General features: G+C 72.5%; 20 protein-coding genes, 1 pseudogene and 1 riboswitch. Of the genes and pseudogenes, 11 read left to right on the forward strand and 10 right to left on the reverse strand.

Annotation, left to right across the window (positions count from 1 at the left end):
• Positions 1-75 precede the first annotated feature (75 nt).
• Together GUY60_RS05755 and GUY60_RS05760 are read left to right on the forward strand one after the other, a co-directional pair.
• Complete coding sequence (locus GUY60_RS05755) at positions 76-1,395, forward strand: FAD-binding oxidoreductase (protein ID WP_161694445.1); 1,320 nt, start codon at positions 76-78, stop codon at positions 1,393-1,395.
• Positions 1,392-2,141, forward strand: coding sequence for a DJ-1/PfpI family protein (locus GUY60_RS05760; RefSeq protein ID WP_161694447.1), 750 nt, complete (start codon positions 1,392-1,394; stop codon positions 2,139-2,141). Before GUY60_RS05755 ends, GUY60_RS05760 begins: the two co-directional genes overlap by 4 nt.
• A 160-nt stretch (positions 2,142-2,301) precedes the next feature.
• On the opposite strand, the gene GUY60_RS05765 is transcribed toward GUY60_RS05760, so the two are convergent.
• Positions 2,302-4,146, reverse strand: a complete 1,845-nt coding sequence (locus tag GUY60_RS05765; protein WP_161694449.1) for a gamma-glutamyltransferase family protein — start codon at positions 4,144-4,146, stop codon at positions 2,302-2,304.
• A 601-nt stretch (positions 4,147-4,747) separates the two neighbouring features.
• On the opposite strand from GUY60_RS05765, the gene ggt reads away from it, so the two are divergent.
• Together ggt and GUY60_RS38800 are read left to right on the forward strand one after the other, a co-directional pair.
• Positions 4,748-6,628: a gamma-glutamyltransferase gene (gene ggt, locus GUY60_RS05770; protein WP_161694451.1), complete on the forward strand. Its 1,881-nt coding sequence runs from the start codon at positions 4,748-4,750 to the stop codon at positions 6,626-6,628.
• Positions 6,618-7,309: pseudogene (locus tag GUY60_RS38800) on the forward strand (IS5 family transposase); the annotation flags it as partial. The gene ggt and the pseudogene GUY60_RS38800, both read left to right, overlap by 11 nt.
• Positions 7,310-7,389: 80 nt before the next feature.
• Here the strand turns inward: GUY60_RS38800 and GUY60_RS05785 are convergent.
• The 4 genes from GUY60_RS05785 to GUY60_RS05800 all read right to left on the reverse strand — a co-directional run bounded on the left by GUY60_RS05785 (position 7,390) and on the right by GUY60_RS05800 (position 11,741).
• A complete protein-coding gene (locus GUY60_RS05785; RefSeq protein WP_161694455.1) occupies positions 7,390-8,154 on the reverse strand; it encodes an alpha/beta hydrolase family protein in 765 nt (254 codons plus the stop codon).
• A gap of 209 nt (positions 8,155-8,363) precedes the next feature.
• Positions 8,364-10,394 (reverse strand): ABC transporter permease, encoded by a 2,031-nt coding sequence (locus tag GUY60_RS05790; protein ID WP_161694457.1) that lies wholly within the window; start codon positions 10,392-10,394, stop codon positions 8,364-8,366.
• Positions 10,395-10,429: 35 nt separating this feature from the next.
• Positions 10,430-11,218 (reverse strand): molybdate ABC transporter substrate-binding protein, encoded by a 789-nt coding sequence (modA, locus tag GUY60_RS05795; protein ID WP_161694459.1) that lies wholly within the window; start codon positions 11,216-11,218, stop codon positions 10,430-10,432.
• 124 nt (positions 11,219-11,342) lie between these two features.
• The gene (locus tag GUY60_RS05800; RefSeq protein WP_161694461.1) at positions 11,343-11,741 is read right to left on the reverse strand and encodes a TOBE domain-containing protein; all 399 of its coding nucleotides are present in this window, start codon (positions 11,739-11,741) and stop codon (positions 11,343-11,345) included.
• A gap of 257 nt (positions 11,742-11,998) precedes the next feature.
• Here GUY60_RS05800 and GUY60_RS05805 point away from each other — a divergent pair, with 257 nt between their 5' ends.
• Positions 11,999-12,436, forward strand: coding sequence for a TOBE domain-containing protein (locus GUY60_RS05805; protein ID WP_161694463.1), 438 nt, complete (start codon positions 11,999-12,001; stop codon positions 12,434-12,436).
• Between the two features lie 243 nt (positions 12,437-12,679).
• Here the strand turns inward: GUY60_RS05805 and GUY60_RS05810 are convergent, their stop codons facing one another.
• On the reverse strand, positions 12,680-14,083 hold the full coding sequence (locus tag GUY60_RS05810; RefSeq protein ID WP_161694465.1) for an MFS transporter: 1,404 nt from the start codon (positions 14,081-14,083) through the stop codon (positions 12,680-12,682).
• Between the two features lie 128 nt (positions 14,084-14,211).
• Here GUY60_RS05810 and GUY60_RS05815 point away from each other — a divergent pair, with 128 nt between their 5' ends.
• The 4 genes from GUY60_RS05815 to GUY60_RS05830 all read left to right on the forward strand — a co-directional run bounded on the left by GUY60_RS05815 (position 14,212) and on the right by GUY60_RS05830 (position 17,312).
• Positions 14,212-14,580 (forward strand): ArsR/SmtB family transcription factor, encoded by a 369-nt coding sequence (locus tag GUY60_RS05815; RefSeq protein WP_161694467.1) that lies wholly within the window; start codon positions 14,212-14,214, stop codon positions 14,578-14,580.
• Positions 14,581-14,870: 290 nt separating this feature from the next.
• Positions 14,871-16,118 carry a precorrin-6y C5,15-methyltransferase (decarboxylating) subunit CbiE gene (gene cbiE, locus GUY60_RS05820; RefSeq protein WP_161694469.1) on the forward strand — a complete coding sequence of 416 codons (1,248 nt, stop codon included), beginning with the start codon at positions 14,871-14,873 and terminating at the stop codon, positions 16,116-16,118.
• A 35-nt stretch (positions 16,119-16,153) separates the two neighbouring features.
• Positions 16,154-16,903, forward strand: coding sequence for a precorrin-4 C(11)-methyltransferase (gene cobM, locus GUY60_RS05825; protein WP_161694471.1), 750 nt, complete (start codon positions 16,154-16,156; stop codon positions 16,901-16,903).
• A gap of 76 nt (positions 16,904-16,979) precedes the next feature.
• The gene (locus tag GUY60_RS05830; protein WP_161694473.1) at positions 16,980-17,312 is read left to right on the forward strand and encodes a glyoxalase superfamily protein; all 333 of its coding nucleotides are present in this window, start codon (positions 16,980-16,982) and stop codon (positions 17,310-17,312) included.
• A gap of 18 nt (positions 17,313-17,330) precedes the next feature.
• On the opposite strand, the gene GUY60_RS05835 is transcribed toward GUY60_RS05830, so the two are convergent.
• Positions 17,331-18,446, reverse strand: coding sequence for a cobalt-precorrin-5B (C(1))-methyltransferase (locus GUY60_RS05835; protein WP_161694475.1), 1,116 nt, complete (start codon positions 18,444-18,446; stop codon positions 17,331-17,333).
• A 69-nt stretch (positions 18,447-18,515) separates the two neighbouring features.
• Here GUY60_RS05835 and GUY60_RS05840 point away from each other — a divergent pair, with 69 nt between their 5' ends.
• A complete protein-coding gene (locus tag GUY60_RS05840) occupies positions 18,516-19,253 on the forward strand; it encodes a cobalt-precorrin-6A reductase (RefSeq protein WP_161694477.1) in 738 nt (245 codons plus the stop codon).
• A 118-nt stretch (positions 19,254-19,371) separates the two neighbouring features.
• Here GUY60_RS05840 and GUY60_RS05845 read toward each other — a convergent pair whose 3' ends face one another.
• Genes GUY60_RS05845 through cobG form a run of 3 tightly spaced genes read right to left on the reverse strand, consistent with a single transcriptional unit; the run spans position 19,372 to position 22,900 of the window.
• Entirely contained in the window at positions 19,372-20,871 is a 1,500-nt protein-coding gene (locus GUY60_RS05845) for a precorrin-2 C(20)-methyltransferase (RefSeq protein WP_161694479.1), read from the reverse strand.
• A complete protein-coding gene (locus tag GUY60_RS05850; RefSeq protein ID WP_161694481.1) occupies positions 20,868-21,533 on the reverse strand; it encodes a precorrin-8X methylmutase in 666 nt (221 codons plus the stop codon). The genes GUY60_RS05845 and GUY60_RS05850 overlap by 4 nt, the downstream gene beginning before the upstream one ends.
• Entirely contained in the window at positions 21,530-22,900 is a 1,371-nt protein-coding gene (cobG, locus tag GUY60_RS05855; protein ID WP_246234360.1) for a precorrin-3B synthase, read from the reverse strand. The genes GUY60_RS05850 and cobG overlap by 4 nt, the downstream gene beginning before the upstream one ends.
• Before the next feature lie 94 nt (positions 22,901-22,994).
• Positions 22,995-23,090, forward strand: a riboswitch (cobalamin riboswitch).
• Between the two features lie 88 nt (positions 23,091-23,178).
• Between cobG and cobN the strand changes: the two genes are divergently transcribed.
• A complete protein-coding gene (cobN, locus tag GUY60_RS05860; protein WP_161694485.1) occupies positions 23,179-26,778 on the forward strand; it encodes a cobaltochelatase subunit CobN in 3,600 nt (1,199 codons plus the stop codon).
• Positions 26,779-26,822: the final 44 nt, after the last annotated feature.

Consider the following 26,822-nt stretch of genomic DNA (forward strand, 5'->3'; position numbering starts at 1 on the left):
CCGTAGGCCCGCCTCCGTATGCCTGTCCCGTCATGCCTGTCCCGTCATTCCTGTTCCACCGAGACAAGGACCGAGATGAGTCACCAGAACGACCCGGCCCGACTGGCCGCGGACCTGAGCCGCGCCCTGGAGGGACCCGTACTGCGGCCCGAGGACCCGGGCGCCGCCGAGGAGTCGGCCGGGTTCCAGCTCGGGCTTCGGCACCGGCCCGACCTGGTGGCCGGGGCGCGGAACGCCGCCGACGTACGGGCCACGCTGCGCCTGGCCGGTACGTACGGAGTGCCCGTCACCGTGCACAACACCGGCCACGGGATGCGGGCCGCCGCCGACGGGGGAGTGCTCCTGACGCTGCGCCGGCTCGACGCCGTGACCGTCGACCCGGCCACCGCGACGGCCCAGGTGGCGGGCGGCGCGACCTGGGACCAGGTCATCACGGCCGCCGCCCCGCACGGCCTTGTGCCACCCAGCGGAAGCCTGGGCGGAGTGGGGGCCGTCGGCTACACCTTCGGCGGCGGGATCGGTCTGCTCGGCCGCGCCGACGGCTGGGCCGCCGACCATGTGCGCGCGTTCACCGTCGTCACCGGGGACGGCGATCGGGAGGTCGGCCCCGATGACCCGGAGGACTTCGCCCGGCTGCGCGGCAGCGGCCCGGCACCGGGTGAGGTCGTGACCCGGATGACCGTCGGCCTGCTGCCCGAAGGGCCGTTGCAGGGCGGTGGGCTCGCCTTCGACATCGGGCCGTCCGACGCGGACGGCGACCCCGAGGTGCCGCACGCCTTCCACCGGTGGACGGCCGACCTGCCGCGCGCCCTCACCGCCACGCTCCGCGTGATGGCCTTCCCGCAACTCGACCAACTGCCGCCGCACTTGAAGGGCCGCAGGATCGCACGCGTCGCGGTCGCCCTGCGCGGTACGCCGGAACTCGCCGACCAACTTCTCGCGCCACTACGGGAGTTGGGGAATCCCATCGAGGACTCCGTCGCGCCCATGCGGTTCGGCGCGTACGCGCGTGTGCACGCGGAACCGGACGACGCCGGGGCGTTCATCGGCGAGAACCTCCTGGTCGACGCGCTCACCCCGCAGGGGCTCGACTCCCTCGCCCGGCTCACCGGACCCATGGTGATCACGAACATCCGGCACCTCGGCGGCGCCCTGGCCGACCCGCCCGCCGTACCGGACACGGTGATGGGCCGCGACGCGCGGTACCTCGTCGCCACGGTGTCCGAGGTCGAACCGGAACTCCCCGGCCCGGCCCCGGAACCGGCCGCCGCCCACGACCAGTTCGGCCCGGCGCGGGTACTCGAACCCTTCGCGGCCGCGCGGGTCGGCGTCAGCCGCAGCTTCAGCGTCGGCCCCCGGCCCCGTACATCCCCCACACCTCAGGAGCAGGCATGAACCGCAGGCACTTACTCCGCGCCTCGACCGCCGTCGGCGCCGCCGGAGTGCTGACCGGCATCGGCACCACGTCCACCGCGCAAGCCACGTCCACCGCCCAAGCCACATCGACCGCACAAGCCGCGGAGTCCGCCTCCGGACCGCTGCGCGTCCACATCGTCATGTACGACGGCGTGGAGGAGCTCGACTTCACCGCGCCCTACGAGGTGTTCTCCGCGGCCCGTGTCTTCACCGACCGCGAGATCGACGTCCGTTACGTGCGCGCGAGCGGCCGTGGCACCGTGACGGCGGCCTACGGGACCGAGGTCCGCGTCGAGCACGACTGGTCGCCGGGCGACGCGGACATCGTCGTCGTACCGGGCGGTGGCTACGCGCGCCGGGACGGCCCCGGTGTCTGGGCCGAGATCCGCCGCGGCACCCTGCCCACGGCCCTTGCCGCCGCCGTACGGCCGGACCTGACGCTCAGTTCGGTGTGCACGGGCGCGATGCTGCTCTCCGCCGCCGGGCTGACCCGCGGCCGCCCCTGCACCACCCACCACAAGGCGCGGGCCGACCTGGAGAAGCAGGGCGGCGTACTGAAGAACGCCCGCGTCGTCGACGACGGCGACCTGGTCACGGCGGGCGGCATCACCTCCGGCCTCGAACTCGCCCTGTGGCTCGTCCGCCGCCACCTCGGCGCGGACACGGCGACCGGAGTGGAGATGCTGCTCGAGTACGAGGCACGCGGCACGGTCTGGTCACGCTGACCGCACGCGCCGTGCCCTCGCGGCGCCCTCGCGGCGCCCGATCCGTGGACCGGGCGCCGCCGCCGCTCGCCTCAGGCCGTCGAGATGGCCGTCTAGAGCGTTTCCTCTGGATCACCTCGCTGACCAGATGAGGATGCCTGCGATGTGGAGTGCGCCTGGATCACTGGCCGAAGGCCACTCCGTCGCGGCGCGGATCGGCGGCTCCGTGCAGTGTTCCCTCCTCTGTCACACCCACGGCCGCGAGGCCACTGCGCAATGTTGTCGCGCGGGCGCACGGGTGACGGCGCTGCTTCAGTGCGGGCAGTAGCGACTCTGCGCTCGTGCCCGCTTCGACGTCGGACGCGACGTCCGGAACGCCGGCACAGTTTGCTACCCGGGCCTGCCCGCTGACGTGCGGTCGGGAGATCGCCTTCGCAGGATCCTCGCCGTAGCTGATCACTCCGAGCACGGTCTGCGCGATGTAGTCCGGGATCGGCCCGCCACCGGCCGCGCCGACGACGAGGTCGACCCTGCCGTCATTGTCGAACACGATGCTCGGCGCGATCGATGTCCGCGGCCGCTTGCCCGGTTCCATCGCATTCACCCGCGCTCCCGCGGAGCTGAAGTTCGTGGCCACGTTGTTCAGGACCATGCCGCGTGCCATCACGCGTGAGCCGAAGTTCTGATTCACGGTCGTGGTCATGGACAGCGCGTTGCCCTGGGCGTCCACGATGCTGATCTGGCTGGTGTGGTCGCTGCTGCCCGGGTCCGTGGATCCCGGTGTCACGGGATGCAGCGCCGTGTCGGGCTTGATCTCGGCTGCCCGCTCGGCGACGTAGGCAGGATCGGTCAGCTTCTCCAGCGGCACGTCGTCGTAGTCGGGGTCACCGACATGGGCACGGGAGTCGACTCCCGCGACACGACTCGCCTCGATCGCGAAATGCGCGTAATCATCGGAATTCGGGGCGTACTTGGTGATTCCCTTCGCCTCGGCGATCCTCAACAGGTTGGTCAGCGTCAGGCCGCCGGAGGCGGGAGGAGGGGCCGTGCACAGGGTGTGTGCCAGCGTCTTGGTGCAGAGCGGTTTCCGCTCCGCCGGCCGGTAGTCCGTGAAATCCCCGAGCGTGAGTTGGCTGGGGATGACAGCCGGCCCCCGCTCGTCGGCTGTCGGGTCGAATGCGCCGGCGTGCAAGCGGTTCACGATCGCCGGTGCGATGCGACCGCGCGGCGAGTAGAAGGCGGCAGCCCCGCCGTCACGGACCTCTCGCAGCACGTCGGCCAGCTCGGGATTGCGCACGGTCGCGCCGACGGGTTTCGGAGTGTCCCCGTCGCAGAACACTTTGCGCAGGTCCGGGTACGCGCAGCCGGGCGTGGCTGCGTTGGAGGAGCTCAAGGTGTCATGCAGGTACCGTGCGACCGGGAAACCCTTGGCCGACAAGGAGACCGCGTCCTCGAAGAGGCGGTTCCAACCGAGCTTTCCGTAGCGGCTGTGCACCTGATCGAGCACGGCCGGCGTGCCGGGAACGCCGACCGCGCGCGCCGAGTAGTCCACGCTGCTGTCAAAGGCGTCGATGCCATGGCGGCGCCGTTCGTCCTCGGTCGGCACCGAGAGCCCGGCCGTGACTCTCTTCCCCGATGCGGCGAGGCCGTCGAAGAGGTGAGTCTTGCGGCTGTCGGCGTCGTAGTAGGTGAGCAGTGAGCCGCCGCCGAGCCCTGACGACTGCGGTTCCACGACGGTCAGTACCGCCTGCACGGCGACCGCGGCGTCGATGGCCGAGCCGCCCGCCAGCAACACTCTGCATCCGGCGAGGGCGGCGGCGGGATGCGCGGCCGCGACCATCGACTGCCGGCCGGCGCCCTCCTTGCAGTCATCGCCGGTCCGGGCGGCGGCACCGGATCGGGCGGGGTCCGATGCGATGCCAGACACCTCGGAGGAGCGGGAGTCGGCGGCGGCAGTGGGGCTCAGCAGGGGGAGGGCGATGGTCGCCGCTGAAGCAGCAGCAACAACGGCACGACGGACAGGCATGAAGCCTCCGGGGATCTCGGGGCAGCTGAGAGTTTCGAAACCCTTACAGGAGGTGATCGGGCCATCAACACCTGGCGCATTAATTGAGCGAATTCAGAGGTTCCCTCTGGGTAACTACATCCGGGGCGCTTGGCGCCACTGGCCGCCCATGCGCTGGAGGTCTGGGTGAGGGTGACTTTGAAGGCGGCCCGTGCCTGCCAGTGCGTGGCGGCGCGAGGTCGTGGAGCACCGTGCTGACGGCCGCCGGGGCATGTGGTGGGTAGGTCCCTGGCGGCTGTCGCTCCCCTGCTGATTCCCGTTGCTTCTGACCGTGCACCGCTCGGCCTGCGCGATCGGCGCCTGCTGCGCCGCGTGATCAACTGGCCCGTCAGAAGGTCGAGAAGCTACGCGCTCCGGTGTCGGCGCCAGCCGGAGTGTGTCGACGTCAAGCGGCGTTCGCAGGTCTGAACCGACCCGAAAACGGTGCCTACGCCCGCCCAGGTGCAGTTACCGAGGGGGAACCTCTGAATCCGCTCAATTAATGCCGCCAAGCATTGATGGGCTGATCACTTCCTGTCAGGGTTTCGGCACTCTCAGCTCCCCCCAGACCCCCGGAGGCCTCATGCCTGTCCGCCGTACCGTGGTCGCCGCCGCATCTGCTGTGGTGATCGCCGTCCCACTGGTCAGCGCCGGTGCCCAGCAGGACACCGGCTCCCCGTTCCGTGCCGCGTCGACCGCCTCGGAACCCGAACTCAAGCCGCCTGCCAAGGAGTCCGTCGCCACCGGCAGCGGCGGCGCGGTCTCCAGCGTCAACTCCTACGCCTCCCAGGCCGGTATCGACGTGTTGCGCAAGGGTGGCAATGCCGTCGACGCCGCAGTCGCCACCGCCGCCGCCCTGGGAGTCGTTGAGCCGTACTCGGCGGGCATCGGGGGAGGCGGCTACTTCACCTACTACAACGCCCGTACCGGAAAGGTCAGCACCATCGACGGCCGGGAGACTGCTCCCGCCGACATGAAGTCGGACGCGTTCATCGACCCATCGACGGGAAAGCCGATCCCCTTCTCCGAGGCGGTCAACTCCGGCCTCTCCGTGGGCGTTCCGGGCACTCCGGCGACCTGGCAGAAGGCGCTGGGGGACTGGGGAACCATATCGCCGGCCAAGGCTCTGGGGCCTGCTGCACGGCTCGCCGAGGACGGCTTCGTCGTCAACGACGAATTCCGCGCCCAGACCGAGATGAACGAAAAGCGCTTCCGGACCTTCTCCTCCACCGCGGAACTCTTTCTGCCGAACGGTGAACTCCCGGTCGTGGGTTCGCGCTTCCGTAACCCTGATCTTGCGCGCACGTACCGGCAACTCGGCCGGGAGGGGACGGACGCGCTCTACCAGGGCGACATCGGGCGCGATGTCGTGCGGACCGTCCAGCAGCCACCGGTGGCACCGGGCGCCGATGCAAAGGTACGTCCCGGCCTGATGGAGGCCGACGATCTCGCGAAGTACACCGCGCTGCGCCGCGATCCGACACACATCGCCTACCGCGGCCTCGACGTGTACTCCATGGCTCCTTCCTCATCCGGCGGCACCACCGTCGGCGAAGGGCTCAACATCCTGGAGAACTTCGACATTTCCCCGGCTGACCGGGTCCAGGCGCTCCACAAGTACCTGGAAGCCAGCCGGATCGCGTTCGCCGACCGCAACCGATGGGTGGGTGACCCGGCCTTCTCCGACGTTCCCACTCAGGAGCTGCTGGACAAGAAGTTCGCCAGGGATCGCGCCTGCCTGATCAGCCCCACTTCCACCCTGACCAGCCCGGTCGCCCCCGCGGATCCACGCCGACCCGGCACCGGTTGCACGAAGGGGACCGGTAGCCCGGAGCCGTACGAAGGCCCCTCAACCACTCATCTGGTGGCCTCCGACCGCTGGGGCAACGTGGTGTCGTACACCCTCACCATCGAGCAGACCGGCGGCTCCGCGATCACCGTGCCCGGACGCGGCTTCCTGCTCAACAACGAGCTGACCGACTTCAATTTCACGCCGCTCTCCGAGGACGTGCCGGGCCCGAACCTGCCCGGGCCCGGCAAGCGTCCGCGCAGCAGCATGTCCCCGACGATCGTCCTGAAGGACGGCCGACCGCACCTCGCCGTCGGCTCGCCCGGAGGCGCCACGATCATCACGACAGTGCTGCAGACGCTGGTCAACCGCGTCGACCTGGGGATGAGCCTGCCCGAAGCGGTCGCCGCACCACGGATCTCGCAGCGCAACCTTACGGACACCGAGGCCGAACCAGCGTTCCTCAAGTCCCGTGAACGCGCCGCGCTGGAAGGCCTCGGCCAGCACTTCGTCGAGGCCCCGGAAACCTTCACTCCCTCACCGGAGATCGGTGCCGTCGCCGCCCTCGAGTTCCTCCCCGACGGCCGGACCCAGGCGGTCGCCGAACCGGAACGCCGGGGCGGCGGGTCAGCGATGGTTCTCCACGGGGCCGGCGACGCGGGAGATGCGCGCTAGGGCGTTTCCTTCGGATCATCTGATCGTTGGTTCGGGTGTGGCCTTAACTGACGTGCAGTGGAAGCGAATTGAGCCGTTGCTCCCGGACCGGGCGCCGAGGCGGGGAGGTCGGTGGCCCGATCACCGGCAGGTGATCGACGCGATCGCGTTCAAGTACCGCACCGGCTGCCCGTGGATGGACCTGCCCGAGGAGTTCGGCTCCTGGAAAGGCGTCCACAACCGGCTGCGGAAGTGGGCTGCCGACGGCACGTGGGAGAAGGTCTTCACCGCTCTGCTGGCCCAGGCGGACTCCGAGGGTGACCTCGACTGGGTCGTCGCGGTGGACTCCACCATCGTCCGCGCTCACCAGCACGCCGCCGGGGCCCGCTAAAAGGGGCCCCGGCCGGCGAGCCGCACGACCATGCCCTCGGCAGGTCCCGAGGCGGACTGACCACCAAGATCCACCTGGCCACCGACAGCCGTTGCCGGCCACTGGCCATCCACCTCACGGCCGGCCAGTCCGGCGATGCACCCGCGTTCCCGCAGGTCATGAGCCGTTTGCGGGTTCCCCGGCCAGTCGGCAGACCTCGAGTCACGCCACAGGTGGTCCTTGCGGGCAAGGCGTACTCCTCCCGCGCTATCCGCGAACATCTGCGCCGACGGGGCATCCGGGCAGTAATCCCACAGCCCGCAGACCAAGTTAGACCGCAACCGCGTACCTCGCCGCACTCCACATCGCAGACATCCTCATCTGGTCAGCGAGGTGATCCAGAAGAAACGCCCTAGTTGGCCGCCGAGTTGGCCGCAGACCCGAGGTGCCGGGTGAGGAAGCGGGTCGCGCTGTCGGCTTCGATCAGGCGGAAGTCGGCGTGCTCGCCCGCGTTGGCGTGCAGGGACTTCTCCTTCGACGCGAAGGCGTCGAACAGCGCGAGGGCGCCCTCGCGGGGGATGCGCTCGCTGTCCCACTGCATGGCGAACTCGACCGGCACGGTGATCTGTTGCGCCTTCTCGATCAACGCGTCGGGCCACATCCCGCCGAAGACCGCGGCCATGATCCTGGGCTCGGCCGCCACCAACGGCACCCCGATCGCGGTGCCCATGGCGACGCCGACGTAGCCCACAGGCCCGCCCGCGCCGATCTCCGGGAGCTCCTGGAGGGCGTCCAGGGTCGCCCGGTACTCGGGTACGGCGAGCTCCGCGAGGCGGGCGTTGTAGGGGACGACGACCGGCGCTTCCGGCTCGCCCGCCGCCTGCGCCTCGCGCAGCGCGGCGATGTCCCGCTCGTCGAGCGCGCTGCGCGGCCGGTCGCCGTGGCCGGGCGCGTCGAGGACGGCGACATGGAAGCCGGAGCCGGTCAGCAGGCGGGCGCGGCCCGTCATCGCCGGGTGCCGCTTGTGGGCGCCGCCGCCGTGGCCCATCAGGACCAGGGGCGCGCGCTCGGCGCCGGTGGCCGGTGACCAGAGAACGCCGGGGACCTCGCCCAGGCTGAAGCCGCGTTCGAGCATGCCGTCGGACGACGACTCGGTGGTGAAGTGCAGTGAGTTCATGGGGTGTTGCCTTTCGGGAGTGCCTGGTTGTCGAGGCGCTCCCGGCGACACCTACGTCAATCGCCGGCCGTGACGGAAAGGGGGAGCACCCACGTCGAAACTGCGTTCATGGGTCTCACCTCCTCGGGCGGCGTCACGGTCACCCGCAACGTACAAGCCCGCCCGTCATCCCGTCCAACTCATTTCCCCGCCCGGGACGGTGCGGCTGTTCACGTCCTGACCAGCGTGATCTCCGTGGCCTTCACGCTCGCGTAGACGGAGGTGCCGTCGGCCAGGCCGAGGTCCGCCGCGGCCTGCGGGGTGATCTCCGCGACGAGACCGGGGCCCTGGTCCGTGGCGAGAAGGACCCGCAGCCTGCTGCCGAGCGAGGTGATCTCACGGACCGTGCCGGACCAGACATTACGAGGGCTGCCCTCCGGATGCGTCCGGTGCAGCGACACCGCCTCCGGCGCGATGATCGCGAGCGCCGTCGAGCCCGCGTCGAGCGGGTCGGCGATCACCAGGCGGCCGCCGTCGGCGAGCGTGAGGGTGCTGTCCGAAGTGGCCGTACCGGCAAGGGCGTTGCGGCCCAGCATCCGGGCCACCCACGGGGAGCGGGGGTGGCGGGTGACCTCGGCGGGCGGCGCGTCCTGGAGGGTCCGCCCGTCCTCGAGTACGAGGACCCGGTCGGCGAGCGAGACGGCCTCGACCGGGTCGTGGGTGACGATCAGGCACACCCCGCCGAAGCCCGACAGGTGGGCGCGCAGGGTGTGGCGCACCTGCGCGCGGGTCGTCTGGTCAAGGGCCGCGAGGGGTTCGTCGAGCAGCAGCAGCCGGGGGTCCGGCGCCAACGCCCGTGCCAGTGCGACGCGTTGGGCCTGACCGCCGGAGAGCTGGGCGGGCCTGCGGTGGGCGAGGTGGCCGACGCCGAGCCGGTCGAGCCACGCGCGGGCGGCACGGCGGGCCTCGGCGCGCGAGGCACCCTGGGCGCGCAGCCCGTACGCCGTGTTGGACAGGGCGCTCAGGTGCGGGAACAGCGCGCCGTCCTGCGGCACCCAGGCGACGCCGCGGCGGTGCGGGGGCAGCGCGCTGACGTCCACGTCGCCGAGGCGCAGGGCGGCGTGGGAGCGCGGGGTGAGGCCGAGCAGGGCGCGGAGCAGGGTCGTCTTGCCCGCGCCGTTGGGCCCGACGACGGCGATGGTGGTGCCGGGGTCCGCGTCCAGGGTGAGGTGGTTGAAGCCGGTGATCCCGGCGTGCAGCGGCACGAGCTGCCGAGTGACGGCGGGCTGCGGTTCTGGTTCTGGTTCTGGTTCCGGTTTCGGTTCCGGGCGGCCTGGCGCGGTGGCTCCGTCCGGCGCGACGACGTGCTCGGCGGGTTCCTTCCGGCTCCGGATCCCGATGCCTGAACTGCCGCGCTGCGTATGGTCGTTGGCGCCGCCGGTCCAGCGGCCGCGGAGCGCCACGAGAACCGCCATGGCGATGGCGAGCAGCAGCAGGGACACGGAGGTCGCCGCCTCCGGTTCGTCCTGCAAGAGCAGATACACCTGGAGCGGCAGCGTCTGCGTACTGCCCGGAAGGTTGCCCGCGAACGTGATCGTCGCACCGAACTCGCCGAGCGCCCGCGCCCAGGTCAGGGCGGCCCCGGCGGCGAGTCCCGGCGCGACCATCGGCAGCGTGACGGTGAAGAACACCCGTACCGGCGAAGCACCGAGGGACGCCGCGGTCTCCTCGTACGCGGGGCGCAGGCCGGCGAGCGCGCCCTCCAGGCTGATCACCAGGAACGGCATGGCCACGAACGTCGCGGCGACCACGGCACCCGAGGCGTGGAACGGCAGCGTGACGCCGAACGTGCTCTCCAGCCACGGCCCGAGCAGCCCGCGGCGCCCGAAGCCGAGCAGCAGCGCCACCCCGCCGACGGTGGGCGGCAGCACCATCGGCAGCAGCACGAGCGAACGGACGAACGCCTTGCCGGGGAAGCGGACCCGGGCGAGCAGCCAGGCCAGCGGCACGCCCAGGACGACGGACAGGCCGAGCGCGCCGAAGGACACGTACAGCGAGAGCCGCAGCGCCTCGGTGACGCCGGGCGTGGACAGATGAGCGCCGAGCTCACCCCACGCCGTACGGGTCAGGATGCCGAGCAGCGGCACGAGCAGGAACGCGACCGCGACGAGCGCGGGCACGGCCAGGAGCACGGGCGTACGCGGACCGGGCGTGCGGGCGCCGCCGATCCGGCGGGTACGGCGGATACGCGGGTGGCTCATCGCGATCGGTTCCTGTCTCCGGTGCCTCGGTCGTCTCAGGCCTTCTGGAAGCCCGCGTCGAGGAGGATCTTCCGCGCCTCAGGGCTGCGCAGCCACTTCACGAACTCGGCGGCCGCGTCCGGGTGTTCGGACGACTTGAGGGTGGCGGCCGGGTAGGAGGCGACGGCGTTCTGGGCGTCCGGGATCGCGATGCCCTCGGCCTTGCCGTCGGCGGCGGTGACATCGGTGCGGTAGACGATGCCCGCGTCGGCCTCGCCGAGTTCGACCTTGCTGAGGACGGCGCGGACGTTGGGCTCCTGCGAGACCGGCTTCACCTTGACGTCCGCCTTGTCGAGCACCTGCGCGCTGTAGCGGCCGACGGGCACCTCGGGCGCCGCGAGCACCACCTTCAGATCGCTCGCGGCGAGGTCCTTCAGCTCCTTGATGCCCTTCGGGTTGCCCTTGCCGGTGGCGATCACCAGACGGTTCTTCGCGATCACGGACGCGGTGCCGGTGTCGGCCTTCAGGTCCGTCATCGTCTTGGTGTCGGCGGTGACCAGGGCGTCAGCGGGCGCGCCCTGCCGCACCTTGGCGGCGAGCTCCTGAGAGCCCTCGAAGGAGAACTTCAGCTCGGTGCCGGGGTGTTCCTTCTCGTACGCGGCGCCCGCCGTCTTGAACACATCGGTGAGCGAGGCGGCGGCGAGGACCGTCAGCTCGGTCCGCTGCCCGGCCTTCCCGCCGGTGTCCTTCTTGTCGTCGGTGCCGCCGCACGCGGCGAGCGGTACGAGTACGGCGACGGTGACGAGCGCGCCGACGGCACGGCGGCGGAGGGACGTCTGGGGCATGGCGGAACTCCTCGGGGACGCGGGCCGGCACAGGGCGGCCCGGAACAGTGGAGGCCTCACGGCCTGGGAGACCGGCCGCGCCGGGGACGGCGACGCGCTCGGGCGTACGGAACGGTGGCTTGGCTCAGGTGCGGTCGATGTGCACGCTGGTCGACTTCACTCGGGCGGTGGCCTGCATGCCGACCTCGAGGCCGAGCTCCTCGACGGCTTCCCGGGTGAGCAGCGAGACCAGGCGGTGCGGGCCCGCCTGGATCTCCACCTGGGCGGCGACATCGCCGAGCTTCACGGCGGTGACGATGCCCGGGAACGCGTTGCGCGCCGAGGTGTACGGCACGTCGTCCTCGCCGCTGCCGCCGCTCTGCCCGACCTCGATCGAGAAGGCGGCCAGATCGCGGCCGTCGATGAGGCGGCGTCCGGCTTCGTCGCGATGGGTGGCGACCCGGCCGGCGTCGGCCCAGCGCCGCGCGGTGTCCGGGCTGACGCCGAGCAGACGGGCGGCCTGGCCGATGGTGTAGGACTGCATGTGCGACAAGGTACGGCTGGTTTCCTTGCATTTACAACTCGCTGGAGGAATATCCGCAGCAAGTGCCGGGCCTTGTGGATGAACGTCCAAGGGGTCGACGGGGCCGGGCGGTGGCAGGGCGTGGCGCGACCCGGAACCGCCCGCGATCCGTGCCCGCGATCCGTGCCCGGACCGGCGTGCGGTGCCTGGCTACAGTGCGAGAAGGTGCCGGTCATATCCGGCATGTCATCCCGTACCGATCGAGCGAGGCGTTCCTCATGACCCAGCCCAGCGCGTCCGGCCTGTCCATCCGTAATCAGCTTCCCGGCACCGTCTCGTCCGTCACTCCCGGCGAGGTGATGGCGACCGTCAAGGTCCGGCTCGACGGCGGCCGGACGGTCACCGCCGCCGTCACCCTGGAGGCCGTCGGCGAACTGGGCCTCGTCGCGGGTTCGGCGGTGCGTGCCCTGGTCAAGTCCACCGAGGTGTCCCTCGCGACCGGCGCGGTCGACGGCCTGTCGATCCGCAACCGGCTCCCGGGCACCGTCACCGAGGTCGCCTCGGGAGGTGCGATGGCGACGGTCAAGATCGACGTGGAGGGCAGCGCGCTCACCGCCGCGATCACCCAGGACGCCGTGACCGAGCTGGGCCTGACCGCCGGTACCTCCGTCGTCGCGCTGATCAAGTCGACGGAGATCGCGCTGGCTTCGGCCTAGGGGGCGTCTCCCCGATCTTTGCGGGCCCGCGACGCCTGGCACGCGCCCCCAAGCTCTCGGCTTCGCTCGAGCAGGGAGGTACCCCCTCCGCCGCACGCCCGAATCACCCAAGTACGTCCAGTACGAGGGCAATCCGGGCGCACGCCGAGAGCACGCACCAGACGCCGCGGCCTGATCCGCAAAGATCGGAGAGACGCCCCCTAGCCGGTTCGTACGTGCACGCCTGAAGCCGACCGCTGGCAGCTACCCGCGCGCGTGCAGCCTGTCGGCCGGGCGCGGGTGGCGGTGGCGCCAGCCGGTGGGGACGCGGGTGGCGCCGACGAGGTGCGGGTGACCGGCGGGGAGCCCGGTGTGCTCGTGCTCCGTACCGGCCCGTACCTGGGGCTCCGTACCGGCCCGCTCCACCGACTCCGTACCGGCTGGCTCCGTGCGCCCCGCCGCCCGCGCGGGCCAGAGCCGTACCGCGAGCGCGCCGGCGGCCGAGGCGGTCAGGCCGAGTGTCAGGACCGCCGACTGCGGGCCCGCGACCGCGCCGAGCCAGCCGGCCAGCGGGTACGTCAGTAGCCAGCAGCCGTGCGAGAGCGAGAACTGCGCGGCGAATACGGCCGCCCGCTCCTCCTCCGGCGCCGCGCGCCGCAGCAGCCGGCCCGCCGGAGTGAGGACGAGCGAGCAGGCGCCGCCGAACAGCGCCCAGGTGGCGAGGAGCGCGGACCAGCGCCAACTCCCGTCCCCGGAAGCCGTGATGACGCCGAGCGCGACGAAACCGAGCGGCAGCAGCAGTGCGCCGCGCAGCATCACCGCACGGTCGCCCGCCCGGTCCAGGACGCGCGGCAGCAGCAGTGCCACGGCCATCGACCCCGCCCCGTACGCGCCGAGGGCCCAGGACACGTCGGCGACACCGCGGCCGAGGTGGTCGCGGACGTACACCACGGTGTTGACCATGACCACCGCGCCCGCCGCCGCGACCGCGAGGTCGAGGGCGAGCAGGGCGCGCAACTCCGGTACCGCGAGGAACAGTCGGCTGCCCGCCGTGGCCTTCGCGTACACCCGGCCGGAGCGCGGCGCGGCCTTCGGTGTGCGGTGTGGGAGTACGGCGCCGACCACCAAGGCGGCCGAGGCGAGGAAGCCCGAAACGGTGCCCAGGAACAGCCAGTTGTAGGTGATCACGCTGAGCAGTGCCGCGGCGAGGGCCGGGCTGAACAGGCTCTCCAGGTCGTACGCGAGCCGCGAGAGGGAGAGCGCCCGGGTGTAGTCGCGCTCGGCGGGCAGCACCTCTGGTATCACCGCCTGGAACGTCGGCGTGAACGTCGCGGACGCCGCCTGGAGCAGGAAGATCAGCACGTACACCTGCCACACCTGGTCCACGAACGGCAGCAGCACCGCCACCGCGGCACGGGTCAGGTCGGCGCCCACCATCAGGGCGCGGCGCGGCAGCCGGTCGGCGACCGCGCCGATGGCGGGGGCGACCGCGACGTACGCCACCATCTTGATCGCGAGTGCGGTGCCGAGCACCGATCCGGCGTCGGCGCCCGCGATGTCGTACGCGAGCAGCCCGAGCGCGACCGTCGCGAGACCGGTGCCGACCAGGGCGACGACCTGCGCGGTGAACAGACGGCGGTACGTACGGTCGCGGAGTACGGAGAGCATGCGGGCACTCCCGGCAGGGGTGGTCGACGGGCTGACGCCACCACCGTAGCCAACATGTGCACGTCTGCGCACCTGTCGGTCATAAACGCTTCTGGCTGGCAGTTCCGGCCGGTCAGTAGGCTGTCGTCATGCCCAAGAGCGATTCCGCGTCACCTGCGTCCGGTGTGCAGCGCGCGCATGTGCGGGACCCCGACCAGGCCCGGCTGCGCGAGGCCACCGAGGTGTTCGCGCTGCTCTCCGACCCGACCCGGCTGCATCTGCTGTGGCTGCTCGCGCAGGGGGAGGCGGACGTCGGTTCGCTGGCCGAGCGGGTGGCCGCGTCCCGTACCGCCGTGAGCCAGCACCTCGCCAAACTGCGCCTCTCCGGCCTGGTGGAGACGCGTCGGCAGGGTCGGCACGTGCACTACAGCCTGCGTGACGGTCACTTGCGGCGCCTGGTCATGGAGGCGCTGAGCCACGCCGACCACCGGGTGAGCGGGGAAGCGCCGCACGCCTGAGTCCGCCGGCTCGCGCGTACGGCTTCAACGCGTACGGCTTCAACGCGTCGCGCCAGTGCGCCGGTTCGGCCGGGGCGGGGCGCGGCTCGGGCCGCCGCAGGACCGTTCCCCGGTCGAGGCGCCGCGGCCCGTCCGGCCGCCGTCGCCGAAGGCCCGGTGAGGCGGGTACGGAAGTGGGGTACCCGAGCGCAACCCCGCAGGTCGCCGCCAGTAGAGTGCGGCCCTGCCGACCTGTCCCCACCGCGCCCGCACCCGCGCCCCCGCGCCCCGAACTCCGAGGTACCGAGCACGTGATCCCCGTACGACCCGGACCGACCCCAGCCGTCACCGTCGTCGGGATCGGCGCCGACGGCTGGGACGGCCTCCCGGACGCCTCCCGGACCGCACTGCTCGACGCCCAGACGCTCATCGGCGGCCCGCGCCAACTCGCCCTGCTGCCCACCGAGTGCGCGGGCGAACGCGTCGCCTGGCCCACTCCGCTGCGGCCCGCCGTGCCGGGCCTGCTCGCCGCGCACGCCGGGCGCCGGATCGCCGTACTGGCCAGCGGTGACCCGATGTTCTACGGGATCGGGCGGGCCCTGACCGAGATCGCCGGGGCCGACGCGGTGCACGTCCTGCCGCACCCGTCCGCCGTGTCCCACGCCTGCGCCCGCCTCGGCTGGCCCGTGGAGGACGTGGAAGTCCTCACGCTCGTCGGCCGGCCCGTCGCCCGGCTCGCCGCCGCGCTGCACGAGGGGCGGCGGCTGCTCGTCCTGAGCGCCGGTGCCGGTACCCCCGCCGAGGTCGCCGCACTGCTGCGGGACCGGGGCTTCGGGCCCAGCCGGATCCGCGTCCTCGAACAGCTCGGCGGCGGCGCGGAGCGGGTCGGGGACGAGACCACCGCCGACGCGGGCGCGCCCGCCTGCGAAGACGCCCTCAACGTCGTCGCCGTCGTCTGCCACCGCGCCCCCGACGCCCTCCGCGTCGGCGCCGTACCCGGCCTGCCCGACGAGGCGTACGAGCACGACGGACAGCTCACCAAGCGCCACATCCGGGCCGCCACGCTCGGCGCGCTCGCCCCCGCGCCCGGCGAACTGCTCTGGGACATCGGCGGCGGCTCCGGCTCCATCGCGATCGAGTGGCTGCGCAGCCACCCCGCGTGCCGCGCCGTCACCGTGGAACGCAACGAGGTGCGGGCCGCACGCATCGCCCGCAACGCCGACCGGCTCGGCGTGCCGGGGCTCCGCGTCGTCACCGGCGCGGCGCCCGCCGCCCTGGCCGAACTCCCCACGCCCGACGCCGTGTTCATCGGCGGCGGGCTCACCACGCCCGGACTCCTCGACGCCTGCTGGCAGGCCCTGCCGGTCGGCGGCCGCCTCGTCGCCAACACGGTCACCCTCGAGTCGGAGGCGCTGCTCGCCGACACGTACCGGCGGTACGGCGGCGACCTTGTGCGGCTCGCGGTGGCGCACGCCGTCCCCGTGGGCGGGTTCACCGGCTGGCGCCAGTCCATGCCGGTCACCCAGTGGGCCGCCCAGAAGACCACCACAACGCCCTGACCGCCGTACCTCCCACCCCCCGCAGGAGCAGACAGATGACCGTGTACTTCATCGGCGCAGGACCCGGTGCCGCCGACCTGATCACGGTGCGCGGCGCCCGGACCCTCGCCGACTGCCGCGTCTGCCTGTACGCGGGCAGCCTGGTCCCGCGTGAGCTGCTCGCCGAATGCCCGCCCGGCGCCCGCCTGGTGGACACCGCGCAGCTCGACCTCGACCGGATCACCGAAGAGATGGTCCGGGCGCACGAGGAGGGCCACGACGTGGCCCGGCTGCACTCCGGCGACCCCTCCGTGTTCAGCGCGGTCGCCGAGCAGATGCGCCGGCTCGACGCTGCCGGGGTGCCGTACGAAGTGGTGCCCGGAGTGCCCGCGTTCGCCGCCGCCGCTGCCGCCCTGAAGCGGGAACTGACCGTGCCCACCGTCGGCCAGACGGTCATCCTGACCCGGATCGCGCAGCGCGCCACCGCGATGCCGGAGGGCGAGGACCTCGCCACCCTCGGCCGCAGCGGCGCCCTGATCGTGCTGCACCTCGCCGCCCAGTACGTGGACCGGGTCGTGGACGAGCTGCGCCCGCACTACGGCGGCGACTGCCCGGCCGCAGTGGTGGCCTATGCCTCCCGGCCCGAGGAACTGGTGCTGCGCGGCACCCTCGACGAGATCGCCGCGAAGGTGAAGGACGCCGGTGTCCTCCGTACCGCCGTGATCATGGTCGGCCGGACGCTCGGCGCGGAACAGTTCCGGGACAGCCACCTGTACTCACCGGACCGCGACCGGCACATCTGCTGAGCGCGGAGTCCGGTCGGCAGATCTGCTGAGCGCAGATTCACTGGCGGCCGCGCGGCCGACCGTGAAGGATTGCCGCATGAACGAAGAAGTCATCCCGATCCTTCGGGTGGTCGAGGCCGCGAAGGCGGTGGCCTGGTATGCGCGGCTCGGCTTCCAGCAGCAGTGGGAGCACCGTTTCGAGCCGGGCCTTCCAGTGTTCACCGAGGTCGCCCGGGGACGGGTCCGGCTGTTCCTGTCGGAGCACGAGGGCGACGCGCGGCCGGACACCCTGATCTATCTGCGCGTGGCCGAACTCGACACCGTGGCGGCCGAGTTCGGTATACGGCCCGAAGAGGCGCCCTGGGGCCGGGAGTTGGAGCTGCGCGACCCGGACGGCAACCGCGTCCGGGTCGGCGAGGTCGGTGCCTGAGCCGTTCAGGCAGCCGGTTCAGGCGGCGGTGCTGCGGCCCACCACGGTCCCGGCCCGGTCGATGCAGATCACGTCGACCACGACCGGCGCCCCGCGCAGCACCGAGAGCGCCTCGTCGCGGGCGGCCGTGGCGACCAGATCCCCGAGCGGCACCCCGGCGGCCATGCACAGCTGGAGCGCGGCGAGCCCGGTGTTCGCCTCGGCCACCTGCGCGGCCAGCGCCTCACCCGCGCCGCCGCGCAGCGCGAGTTCAGCGAGGAAGCCCTTGTCGACCTGGGAGCGTGCGGAGTGCAGATCGAGGTGCCCGGCCGCCAGCTTGGACAACTTGGCGAAACCACCGCAGATCGTCAGCCGGTCCACGGGATGGCGGCGGATGTACTTGAGCACCGCGCCCGCGAAGTCGCCCATGTCGAGCAGCGCGTCCTCGGGCAGGGAGTACTCGGAGACGACGGTCTTCTCCGACGTCGACCCCGTGCACCCGGCGACATGCGTCCGCCCCGCCGCCCGCGCCACGTCCACCCCGCGCCGGATCGAGTCGATCCACGCCGAGCAGGAGTACGGCACGACGATGCCCGTGGTGCCGAGGACCGAGAGGCCGCCCAGGATGCCCAGACGCGGATTCCAGGTGGAGCGGGCGATCTCCTCACCGTGGTCGACGGAGAGGGTGATCTCCACATCGCCGCTGCCCCCGTACCGCGCCGCGACCTCCGCGACATGGTCGCGCATCATCTGCCGCGGCACCGGGTTCACCGCCGGTTCGCCCACCTCAAGCGGCAGACCGGGACGGGTGACCGTGCCGACGCCCGGCCCCGCGCGGAACACGACGCCCGCACCCGCGGGCAGCCTCCGCACCGTGGCCCGTACCAACGCGCCGTGCGTGACGTCCGGGTCGTCCCCGGCGTCCTTCACGATCCCCGCCATCGCGTACGCGTCGGTCAACTCCTCGGCCGCCAGGGCGAACGCGGGCGTCTGCCCCTTGGGCAGCGTGACCGTCACCGGATCGGGAAAGTCCCCGGTCAGCAGGGCCGTGTACGCGGCGGTCGTGGCCGCCGTCGCACAGGCACCGGTCGTCCAGCCGGGCCGCAGCCCGGTGTGCTTGAGTTGAGCGCCACGACCGCCCTTCGGCTCGCTCACGCCCCGCGCTCCGTCTCCCGCCTCACCGGCGTCTCGCACTTCACCGCTCACGATCGGACCCGAACTTCCATGCACGTACTCGTACTCGGCGGGACCACGGAAGCCCGCCGCCTCGCCGAACTCCTCCACGGCTCGCCCGGCCTGACGGTGACCAGCTCACTCGCCGGACGCGTCGCGAACCCCCGGCTGCCGCCCGGCGAGGTGCGCGTCGGCGGCTTCGGCGGGAGCGAGGGGCTTGCCGCGTGGCTGCGGGACCACCGGGTCGACACGGTCATCGACGCCACCCACCCCTTCGCCGGGACGATCAGCTTCAACGCGGCGCGGGCCGCCGCCACCGCCCATGTTCCCCTGCTCGCGCTCCGGCGGCCCGGCTGGGTCCCGGTCGACGGCGATGTGTGGCACGACGCCCGCTCTCTGGACGAGGCGGCCGCGCTGCTGCCCACGCTCGGCGAGCGGGTCTTCCTGACCACGGGTCGCATGGGTCTCGCGGCCTTCGCGGGCCTCGACGCGCAGTGGTTCCTCGTACGGTCAGTGGACGCGCCCTCGGGCCCGCGGCCCGCCCGCACCGAGGTGTTGCTCGACCGGGGGCCGTTCACGCTGGAGGGGGAGCGGGAGGTGCTGCGCCGCCACCGCATCGATGTGGTCGTGACGAAGGACAGCGGCGGCGCCGCGACCGCCCCCAAACTCACGGCTGCCCGTGAGGCGGGGATTCCGGTGATCGTGGTCCGCCGGCCCCCGGTCCCGGAGGGCGTCCGGGAGGTCGCGGACCCCGAGGGTGCGGTGGCTTGGGTGAGGCTGCACATGTGAGGTGGCGGGGCGTTTCTTTCCCCGCCCCGCCCCTTCCCGAAGTCCTGCCGGACGGGCCTCCTCAATCGCCGGAGGGGCTAATAGATAGCCCCTCCGGCGATTGAGGAGCGGCGTCGACCTACACCCCTTCGGGATACCTCCGAGGCGTCCACACGATCTGCTCGCCGTCGCCCCGGCGTACCACCTGGGTCTGCGACGACCCGACCAGCAACAACGTCCGCATATCCACCTCCGCCGGATCCAGATCGGCGAGCCGCACCACACGTACCCGTTCACCGCTGCCGCCGACGTCCCGGGCGACCACCACCGGGGTGTCCGGCGCCCGGTGTTCGAGGAGCAGCTCGCGGGCCTTGCCGACCTGCCAGGTGCGGCTCCGCGAACCCGGGTTGTACAGGGCGAGGACCAGATCGGCGGCGGCCGCGGCGCGCAGCCGTTCCGCGATGACCTCCCACGGCTTGAGCCGGTCGGAGAGCGAGATGGTCGCGTAGTCGTGGCCGAGCGGCGCGCCCGCGCGGGCAGCCGCCGCGTTGGCGGCGGTCACGCCGGGCAGTACGCGCACCGGCACGTCCGCGTACGCGGGCTGCGAGGCGACCTCCAGTACGGCCGTGGCCATCGCGAAGACGCCCGGGTCGCCGCCCGAGACGACCGCGACGCGACGCCCGCGCCGGGCCAGGTCGAGGGCGAACTCGGCGCGCTCCGACTCCACCCGGTTGTCCGAGCCGTGCCGGACCTGCCGCGGGCGCCGCGGCACCCGGTCCAGGTATGTGGTGTAGCCGACCAGGTCGTCGGCCGCCGCCAGGGCGCCGCGCGTCTCCGGCGTCAGCCACAGCGGCCCCGCGGGCCCGGTGCCGACCACGACGACCTCGCCCACCTCACGTACCGGCGTCTCGGCGTCGACCTTGCTGGGCAGCACGGCGACCGAGAAGTACGGCACCGACTCCGGGTCCACATCGGCGAGGTGGGCTCGACGCTCGCCCTCCATCGTCGCCCGCTCCACGTACCGGGCGTCGTCGAGCCGGCCCGAACTCTCCAGCGCGCGCCGCACCTTGGGGAACGTGCGGCCCAGCTTCATCACGACCGCGGCGTCCGTCGCGGCGAGCCGTGCCGTCAGCTCCTCCTCGGGCAGCGTGCCCGGCAGGATGGTCAGCACCTCCTCGGCCTCCGCGAGCGGGGTGCCGAGCCGGGCCGCGGCCGCGGACACCGACGTGACACCGGGGATCACCTCGGTGTCGAAGCGGTCGGAGAGCCGCTTGTGCATGTGCATGTACGAGCCGTAGAAAAGCGGGTCGCCCTCGGCGAGCACCGCGACCGTGCGGCCCGCGTCGAGGTGCGCGGCGAGACGCTCCGCGGCCGCCGCGTAGAACTCGTCCATGGCGCCCTGGTAGCCGCCCGGGTGGTCGGTCGTCTCCGTCGTCACCGGGTAGACGAGCCGCTCCTCGATGTGGTCGTCGCGCAGGTGCTTCGCCGCGATCGAGCGCGCGATGGACCGGCCGTGCCGGGCGCTGTGGTACGCGACCACATCGGCCTCGGCGATGACCTCCACGGCCCGCAGGGTCATCAGGGACGGGTCGCCGGGGCCGAGCCCGACGCCGTACAGCTTGCCGCTGTTGCCGCTCATTCTTCCTCGCTCGCGATCGCGTTGAGCGCGGCGGCGGCGATGGCGCTGCCGCCACGGCGCCCGCGCACCACCATGTGCTCGAGGCCCGAAGGATGGGCGGCCAGCGCCTCCTTGGACTCGGCGGCGCCGACGAAACCGACCGGGACACCGATGACGGCGGCGGGCCGGCCCGCGCCCGCCTCGATCATCTCCAGGAGCCGGAACAGCGCGGTCGGCGCGTTGCCGACGGCGACCACGGAACCTTCGAGACGGTCCCGCCACAGCTCCATCGCGGCGGCGCTGCGGGTGGTGCCGAGCTCGGCGGCCAGGCCCGGCACGGACGGGTCGGAGAGCGTGCACAGCACGTCGTTGTCGGCGGGCAGCCGCTTGCGGGTCACGCCGCTCGCGACCATCTGCACATCGCAGAAGATCGGCGCACCGGCCCGCAGGGCCTCACGGGCACGGGCCACCACAGTGGGCGTGTGCACCAGGTCCTTCACGAGGTCGACCATGCCGCAGGCGTGGATCATCCGGACCGCGACCTGGCTGACGTCGGCGGGCAGCCCCGCGAGGTCGGCCTCCGCGCGGATGGTGGCGAAGGACTCGCGGTAGATGGCCGCGCCGTCCTTCTCGTATACGTAGCTGGGGGTCACGGTGTTCTTCTCGCTGCTCTCGGTCGTCATGCGGTTCGATCGGTGAGCGCCACCAGGGCGGTGGCGAGTTGTGAGGGGTCGTGCGGGTCGTGCAGGGGGACGGTCAGGCCGGGGTGCCCTGAGGCGGAGAGCCGGTAGCCGTCGTCCGGGGTGGCGACGAGGTCGATCCGCTCGCCGCGGGGATGCCCGCAGCGGCGCTCGCAGCCGGACCAGTACAGCGGGAGGTGATCGCGGCCGACGGAGTCCAGGGCGCGGGCCGCGTCAGCCCGCACATCGGCGTGCGACTTGGCGCAGCCGGGCCGGCCGACGCAGGCGCCGACGCGCAGCCAGGGGGAGTCGGGGTCGGTGACGAGTCCGGTGGCGGCGAGCCGGGCGAGCGCGTACGCGCGGTGCGCGGCGTCGGCTTCCGGCGCGGGCAGGACCACACCGCGCCAAGGGGTCAGCCGCAGCTCGCCGTTGCCGTCCTCGGCGGCCCGCGTCACCGCCTGCCACTGCGGGGCGGTGAGCCGGCCGAGCGGCACATGGACGGACAGGGCCTCGCCGATGACACCGGGCTGCGGCCCTTCGATCCGGCCGGGTTCGCGTTCCCGTACGGAACCGGGTTCGCGTTCCCGTATGTCCTGTTCGCGTACCCGTACGTCATGTTCGCGGTCCCGTACGTCATGGGGGATGCGCTCGGCGGTCAGGTGCTCTCGGGTCAGCTCGGTCAACTCTTCGACCGATATGTGTAGTTCATCGACCCGCCAGGCGCGTTCCGTGCTCGCCCGTGCCGTAGTGAGGAATGTCTCGGCGGCGAGCAGCGCCGCGCGGGGCGCGTCCTCGTCCGCTATGTGCAGCGCCGGACCCGAGCGGCCGAGGGCGAGCAGCGCGCCGCCGTCCGCCACCGCCCGTACCGTCACATCGGCGTCCAGGCCCGCGACATCGCCCCGGCCGTCGTCGAGGGCGAACAGGAAACGCCCCGACAGGTCCACGGCGGCGGTGCTCGCGCAGAGCGCCGCGTCCAGGCCCGTCAGCCACGGCCGTACGTCCCCGAAGCCCCGGCCGTCGAGGCCGGAGAGGGGCGAGGCGACCACGTTGCGCACCCGTTCATGGGCGGCCGAAGGCAGCAGGCCGGCGCCGTCGAGAAGCGTCGCGAGTACGGATCCGCACTCGGCGTCCAGACCCCTCAACTGCACATTGCCGCGCGAGGTCAGATGTACCTCGCCGTCGCCCAACTCCCGTGCGGCGTCCGCGAGTCGGCCCGCCTGTGCGGCGGTAAGGACGCCACCCGGAATCCGTACCCTGGCCAGCGCCCCGTCGTCCGCCGCGTGCAGCCTGAGCGACCCCGGGCAGGCGTCACCACGGTCCCGTGAGACCGCTGTGGCCTGGGACGATGGAGGGGGGGTCGGCGAGGACATGGCGGCGAGCATACCTACCGGCATCGGACCGGAACGCCGTGCCCTCACACCCCGCCCCTTAGGATGCTTTCTCGGCGGATCATCCGGTCCGCCGTCGCCACCATGGCGACAGGGGAGGAAGCCCGGTGCGAATCCGGCGCGGTCCCGCCACTGTGAGCCCGTCTTGAGACGGCGGGCGAGTCAGGAACTCCCTTCCCCGCACACCCTCGGCCCGTCCGAGCAGGGGAAAACCATTCCGAACTGCCCGGGGCGCGGACCCCGAGGAAGGGCTGACGCGCATGATCCTGCTCCTGTCGACCTCCGACACCGACCTGCTCAGTGCCCGCGCCGCCGACGGCCCGGTCCCGTACCGCTTCGCCAACCCGGCCCGGCTGAGCCTGGACGAACTCCCGGAGCTCCTCGACGGAGTCGGCCTGGTCGTCGTCCGCCTCCTCGGTGGCATCCGCGCCTGGCAGGACGGCCTCGACCTGCTGCTCGCCGACGGCCGCCCCGTCGTCGTCCTCACCGGTGAACAGGCCCCCGACGCCCAGCTGATGGCCGCCTCCACGGTGCCCGTCGGCATCGCCGCCGAGGCGCACGCCTACCTCGCGCACGGCGGCCCCGCCAACCTGGAGCAGCTCGCCCGCTTCCTCTCCGACACCGTCCTGCTCACCGGCCACGGCTTCGACGCCCCCGCGCCCGCGCCGACCTGGGGCCCCCTGGAGCGCACCGCCCGTACGGACATCGAAGGCCCGACCGTCGCGGTGCTCTACTACCGCGCCCACCACATGAGCGGCAACACCGCCTTCGTCGACGCGCTCTGCACCGCCGTCGAGGACGCCGGGGCCCGCCCGCTGCCGCTGTACGTGGCCTCCCTGCGCGCCCCCGAACCCGAACTCATCGACGCGCTGCGCTCGGTGGACGCCATCGTCACCACGGTCCTCGCCGCCGGTGGCACCAAGCCCGCCCAGGCCTCCGCGGGCGGCGACGACGAGTCCTGGGACGCGGGCGCCCTCACCGGCCTCGACGTACCGATCCTGCAGGCGCTCTGCCTGACCAGTTCGCGCGCGGACTGGGAGGAGAACGACGAGGGCGTCTCCCCGCTCGACGCCGCGAGCCAGATCGCCGTCCCCGAGTTCGACGGCCGCCTCATCACCGTCGCCTTCTCCTTCAAGGAGATCGACGCCGACGGCCTGCCCGCCTACGTCGCCGACCCCGAGCGCGCCGCCCGCGTCGCCGGGATCGCCGTACGGCACGCCCGCCTGAAGCACATCGCGCCCGCCGACAAGCGCCTCGCGCTCGTCCTCTCCGCGTACCCGACGAAGCACTCCCGCATCGGCAACGCGGTCGGCCTCGACACCCCCGCCAGCGCCGTCGCCCTGCTGCGCCGGCTCAAGGAGCAGGGGTACGACTTCGGGGACACCGAGATCCCGGGCCTCGTGTCCGGCGACGGCGACGAGCTGATCCGCGCCCTCATCGACGCCGGCGGCCACGACCAGGCCTGGCTCACCGAGGAGCAGTTGGCCAAGAACCCGGTACGCATCCCGGCCGCCGACTACCGCCGCTGGTACGCCACCCTGCCCGAGGAACTGCGCACCAGCGTCGAGGAGCACTGGGGCCCGCCGCCCGGCGAGATGTTCGTCGACCGCAGCGCCAACCCGGACGGCGACATCGTCCTGGCCGCCCTGCGCTTCAAGAACCTCCTCATCCTCATCCAGCCCCCGCGCGGCTTCGGCGAGAACCCCATCGCCATCTACCACGACCCGGACCTGCCGCCCTCGCACCACTACCTCGCCGCCTACCGCTGGATCGCCGCCTCCGCCGACGACGCAGGCTTCGGCGCCGACGCGATGATCCACCTCGGCAAGCACGGCAACCTGGAGTGGCTGCCCGGCAAGAACGCCGGTCTCTCCGCCGCCTGCGGCCCCGACGCGGCCCTCGGCGACCTGCCGCTGATCTACCCGTTCCTGGTCAACGACCCCGGCGAGGGCACCCAGGCCAAGCGCCGCGTGCACGCCACCCTCATCGACCACCTCGTCCCGCCGATGGCCCGTGCCGACTCCTACGGCGACATCGCGCGCCTGGAGCAACTCCTCGACGAGTACGCCCAGATCAGCTCGATGGACCCGGCCAAGCTGCCCGCCATCCGCGCCCAGATCTGGACCCTCATCCAGGCCGCCAAGCTCGACCACGACCTCGGACTCGCCGCCCGGCCCGACGACGACGGCTTCGACGACTTCCTGCTGCACGTCGACGGCTGGCTCTGCGAGGTCAAGGACGCCCAGATCCGCGACGGACTGCACGTCCTGGGCAACCCGCCCGCCGGTGGCGACCGGGTCAACCTGGTCCTCGCCATCCTGCGCGCCCGCCAGATCTGGGGCGGTACGACGGCACTGCCCGGCCTGCGGGAAGCCCTCGGGCTCGACGAGTCGGCCGCAACCCGCACCACCGCCGACGCGGCCGAGGAGAAGGCCCGCGCCCTCGTCCAGGCGATGGACGACGCGGACTGGGACCTCGCCGCCGTCGAGGGTGTGGCCGCCGAGCACGGTGAACAGGTCGCCGCCGTCCTGGAGTTCGCCGCCCGCGAGGTCGTCCCGCGCCTCGCCGCGACCACCGCCGAACTCGACCACGCGCTGCACGCCCTGGGCGGCGGCTTCGTCCCGGCAGGACCCTCCGGATCCCCGCTTCGCGGACTCGTCAACGTCCTGCCGACCGGCCGCAACTTCTACTCCGTCGACCCGAAGGCCGTACCCTCCCGGCTCGCCTGGGAGACCGGCCAGGCCCTCGCGGACTCGCTGCTCCAGCGGTACTTGGACGACAACGGCGAGTACCCCACCTCCGTCGGCCTCTCCCTCTGGGGCACAAGTGCCATGCGTACGGCGGGAGATGACGTCGCCGAGGCCCTCGCGCTGCTCGGCGTCCGCCCCGTCTGGGACGACGCCTCGCGCCGTGTCACGGGCCTGGAGCCCGTCCCCGCCGAGGAGTTGGGCCGCCCGCGCATCGACGTCACGCTGCGCATCTCCGGCTTCTTCCGGGACGCCTTCCCGCACACCGTCGGCCTCCTCGACGACGCCGTACGCCTCGCCGCCTCCCTCGACGAACCGGCCGACGTGAACCACGTACGGGCCCACGTCCAGGCCGACCTCGCGGAGCACGGCGACGAACGCCGCGCCACCACCCGCATCTTCGGCTCGCGCCCGGGCACGTACGGCGCCGGCATCCTCCAGCTGATCGACTCCCGCGACTGGCGCACCGACGCCGACCTCGCGGAGGTCTACACGGTGTGGGGCGGCTACGCCTACGGCCGCGAACTCGACGGGCGCCCGGCACGCGACGAGATGGAGACCGCGTACAAGCGCATCGCCGTCGCCGCGAAGAACACCGACACCCGTGAGCACGACATCGCGGACTCCGACGACTACTTCCAGTACCACGGCGGCATGGTCGCCACGGTCCGCGCCCTGCGCGGCACCGCCCCCGAGGCGTACATCGGTGACTCCACGCGCCCCGAGACGGTCCGCACCCGCACCCTCGTCGAGGAGACCTCCCGCGTCTTCCGGGCCCGCGTGGTCAACCCCAAGTGGATCGAGGCGATGCGCCGCCACGGCTACAAGGGCGCCTTCGAACTCGCCGCGACCGTGGACTACTTGTTCGGCTACGACGCCACCACCGGCGTGATCGCCGACTGGATGTACGACAAGCTCACCGAGACGTACGTCCTGGACCCGACCAACCGCGAGTTCCTGCAGCAGGCCAACCCCTGGGCCCTGCACGGCATCGCGGAACGCCTCCTGGAGGCGGAGTCACGCGGCATGTGGGCCAAGCCCGACCCGGCCGTACTCGAGGCGCTGCGCCAGGCGTACCTGGAGACGGAGGGGGACCTGGAGGGAGAGGACTGACCGCTGCTGCGGGCGGACAGCCACGGGGGCCAGCCCCCGGACCC

It is taken from the genome of Streptomyces boluensis (genome assembly GCF_009908195.1).
GTDB lineage: Bacteria > Actinomycetota > Actinomycetes > Streptomycetales > Streptomycetaceae > Streptomyces > Streptomyces boluensis.

Bases quoted from the DNA above. Each gene is read 5' to 3' on its own strand.
- GUY60_RS05755 (WP_161694445.1), top strand. From the start codon at position 76: ATGAGTCACCAGAACGACCCGGCCCGACTGGCCGCGGACCTGAGCCGC.
- GUY60_RS05760 (WP_161694447.1), top strand. From the start codon at position 1,392: ATGAACCGCAGGCACTTACTCCGCGCCTCGACCGCCGTCGGCGCCGCC.
- GUY60_RS05765 (WP_161694449.1), bottom strand. From the start codon at position 4,146: ATGCCTGTCCGTCGTGCCGTTGTTGCTGCTGCTTCAGCGGCGACCATC.
- ggt (WP_161694451.1), top strand. From the start codon at position 4,748: ATGCCTGTCCGCCGTACCGTGGTCGCCGCCGCATCTGCTGTGGTGATC.
- GUY60_RS05785 (WP_161694455.1), bottom strand. From the start codon at position 8,154: ATGAACTCACTGCACTTCACCACCGAGTCGTCGTCCGACGGCATGCTC.
- GUY60_RS05790 (WP_161694457.1), bottom strand. From the start codon at position 10,394: ATGAGCCACCCGCGTATCCGCCGTACCCGCCGGATCGGCGGCGCCCGC.
- modA (WP_161694459.1), bottom strand. From the start codon at position 11,218: ATGCCCCAGACGTCCCTCCGCCGCCGTGCCGTCGGCGCGCTCGTCACC.
- GUY60_RS05800 (WP_161694461.1), bottom strand. From the start codon at position 11,741: ATGCAGTCCTACACCATCGGCCAGGCCGCCCGTCTGCTCGGCGTCAGC.
- GUY60_RS05805 (WP_161694463.1), top strand. From the start codon at position 11,999: ATGACCCAGCCCAGCGCGTCCGGCCTGTCCATCCGTAATCAGCTTCCC.
- GUY60_RS05810 (WP_161694465.1), bottom strand. From the start codon at position 14,083: ATGCTCTCCGTACTCCGCGACCGTACGTACCGCCGTCTGTTCACCGCG.
- GUY60_RS05815 (WP_161694467.1), top strand. From the start codon at position 14,212: ATGCCCAAGAGCGATTCCGCGTCACCTGCGTCCGGTGTGCAGCGCGCG.
- cobM (WP_161694471.1), top strand. From the start codon at position 16,154: ATGACCGTGTACTTCATCGGCGCAGGACCCGGTGCCGCCGACCTGATC.
- GUY60_RS05830 (WP_161694473.1), top strand. From the start codon at position 16,980: ATGAACGAAGAAGTCATCCCGATCCTTCGGGTGGTCGAGGCCGCGAAG.
- GUY60_RS05840 (WP_161694477.1), top strand. From the start codon at position 18,516: ATGCACGTACTCGTACTCGGCGGGACCACGGAAGCCCGCCGCCTCGCC.
- GUY60_RS05845 (WP_161694479.1), bottom strand. From the start codon at position 20,871: ATGAGCGGCAACAGCGGCAAGCTGTACGGCGTCGGGCTCGGCCCCGGC.
- GUY60_RS05850 (WP_161694481.1), bottom strand. From the start codon at position 21,533: ATGACGACCGAGAGCAGCGAGAAGAACACCGTGACCCCCAGCTACGTA.
- cobG (WP_246234360.1), bottom strand. From the start codon at position 22,900: ATGTCCTCGCCGACCCCCCCTCCATCGTCCCAGGCCACAGCGGTCTCA.
- cobN (WP_161694485.1), top strand. From the start codon at position 23,179: ATGATCCTGCTCCTGTCGACCTCCGACACCGACCTGCTCAGTGCCCGC.